We start from the raw sequence: 1921 nt of genomic DNA, 5'->3' as shown, positions 1-1921 counted from the left end.
TTCTTACCTTTCTTTTAAAAATGTCTCACAAGGTGCTCAAAAAATTAATCACCTTGTTTTAACTTCCATCTCAAAGGACATCCAAGCTGGCCTTAAAACTATCATTGACCCTCTTTATAAATATGCTACTGGTGGCTCTCTTGCTCCTTATTTAATGAATTCAACAACAGATCTTGGAAAAAAGCAAATTTCTTGGGGGGTAAGGAACGCTAAGAACTCTCTTAAAAAGGAAGGCTATCTAGGGACATACCTAATATTAAGTGACGGTACAACCTTTGATGATACAGGAGAAATCACACCTGATATTAGTGATAAATTTAGAGAAGTTATTGATTCTGTTCTTTCTGGTGAAAAAGAATATGATATCTTTATTCCTTTCGAATTTGATTCTACTTATACCATCGCCGTTATTGCTCCTGTTAAAGATTTCAGCGGCAATGTCCAAGCTGCTTTAATTGGCTTTTATCCTCAAGCTTTCCTTCAAGAGCTGTTAAATAATATCCATCAAGAAGATGTTTCTGCTTCTTTAGCTATTTTATATGACACTCTTGTTGTCGCTCATTCTAATGAAAATTTAGTAAACAAATTGGATATTTCAAAAGATGAAAGTTTAAAAGACCTTTACAACGCACTTTCTAAAGATACTGGTAGTGTTATATACAAATACAATGGAAGTAAAAAATTTGCAAGTTTTACTAAAATTGATGATCTCCCACTAAAAGTTATGACAATTCTTGACTATGGAAAACTAATTTCCGATGCAATGAGAATAATCAATCTTGGAATACTAACTGGTATAATAATAGCAATACTTGCAGGGATAATTGCATACTTTGTATCAAAATCCATCTCAAGACCAATAATAGAAATAAGTCAAATTGCAGAAAAAGTTGCAAACAGAGATTTAACAGTAGAAATACAAACAAAAGATGGAAAAGATGAAATAAGTCAACTTACGAATGCATTTAAAATATTGGTAGATAACTTTAAACAAACAGTAGGAGAAGTAATGAAACTAAATGCCCAAGTATATTCAGTATCACAACTGCTTGATGAAATGGTAAAAAAGGCAGAAAAATCATCAAGAGAAGCAGAAGAAACAGTGAAAAAGGCAACACTTGAGATACAAGATGTAGCAGCAGCAACGGAAGAAGCAAATAGTGGAATGGAAGAAATAGCATCAGGAGCACAAAATATAGCAAACTATTCAGAACAGCTTGCACATAGTGCAGAAGAAATGAAAGAAATGGCAGTTGAATCATCACAAAGAATAAATGAATTAAAACAAGTAATAATTAACGTAAATGAAAGTATGAAAGAAACAACAAAATCAGTAGAAGAAATGGAAAGCTCATCAAATATGATAGAAGAGATAGTAGGAACAATCTCAAGTATAGCAGAACAAACAAATCTTTTAGCCTTAAATGCAGCAATAGAAGCAGCAAGAGCAGGAGAAGCAGGAAAAGGATTTGCAGTAGTTGCAGATGAAATAAGAAAACTTGCAGAAGAAAGTAAAAACGCAACACAAAAGATATCAGAAATACTAACAACGATAAAGGATCAAGCATTTAATGTAGCAAAATACACAGAAGAAGTAAATAAAAAGATAGGAACATCAGTAGAATCAGCGGAGAAAGTAACAGAATCCATAGAAACATTGCTTGAAAGGATAGAAAACATCTCAACAATGACAAATGATTTGGCAGCAACAAGTGAAGAGCAAAGTGGAGCATCAGAAGAAGTAAGTGCAGCAATAGATAGAGTAACAAGAACGTTAGATGAGGTAGAAAATGAAATAAAACAAATGGCAATGGATGTTGAAGAACAAGCAAAACAGGCAAGTGAAGTAAAAACTTACTCTGACGACTTAAATGTTGCTGTATCTTCTTTGAATGAATACCTTTCTAAGTTTAAAATATAA

General features: G+C 32.7%; 1 protein-coding gene. It reads left to right on the top strand.

Annotated elements, in window-relative coordinates:
* A partial coding sequence (locus OB7_RS09765; RefSeq protein WP_147275534.1) for a methyl-accepting chemotaxis protein occupies positions 1 to 1921 on the top strand: 1921 nt, incomplete at its 5' end.

Origin of the sequence: Thermosipho africanus Ob7 (assembly GCF_003351105.1) — a bacterium.
GTDB classification, from domain to species: Bacteria; Thermotogota; Thermotogae; order Thermotogales; family Fervidobacteriaceae; genus Thermosipho; species Thermosipho africanus.
Note: the sequence above shows the minus strand (reverse complement) of the source record. Positions and strands in the feature narration are given on the sequence as shown.